This window comes from Rhodococcus sp. ARC_M12, assembly GCF_022810385.1.
Classification (GTDB): Bacteria; Actinomycetota; Actinomycetes; order Mycobacteriales; family Mycobacteriaceae; genus Rhodococcoides; species Rhodococcoides navarretei.
On record NZ_JALGQI010000065.1, the window covers coordinates 1 to 532 of the forward strand.

The 532-nt window shown below is 54.5% G+C and carries 2 rRNA genes; both read right to left on the minus strand.

Going from position 1 to position 532, the window contains the following annotated elements:
* Nucleotides 1-84 (minus strand): 23S ribosomal RNA (locus MTX35_RS25375); the annotation flags it as partial.
* 336 nt (nt 85-420) lie between these two features.
* Nucleotides 421-532, minus strand: a 16S ribosomal RNA gene (locus MTX35_RS25380); the annotation flags it as partial.

A 532-nucleotide genomic window follows, 5' to 3' on the forward strand; every position in this document is an offset into this window, starting at 1 on the left:
TCCCCGAGGCTTATCGCAGCCTCCTACGTCCTTCATCGGCTCCTGGTGCCAAGGCATCCACCGTACGCTCTTCATTACTTACAACAAAGATGCTCGCGTCCACTGTGCAATTCTCAAACAACACACAACCAAGAAACCACACGCGCTACCAGCCACCACCGAAGCGATGCGATGTAAACACAATTCCTTGCTCGTATATGTCTTGCCTAGAAAGAAACACTCGCGTGTTCTCTCAGGACCCAACAGTGCATCGATATAACTCGTTCGTATCTCCGGCATTGCCGGCGACACGATGAACGAATTGGTTGTCAGTGTTCCACCCGTGAGCACCGCAGCCCTACATATGAGGACTAAACGGTTTCTGTCGCTGGATCGTCTGCTGACTGTTCAGCAGTGCATCCGAGCGAAGAGGCTCCTTAGAAAGGAGGTGATCCAGCCGCACCTTCCGGTACGGCTACCTTGTTACGACTTCGTCCCAATCGCCGATCCCACCTTCGACGGCTCCCTCCCACGAGGGGTTAGGCCACCGGCT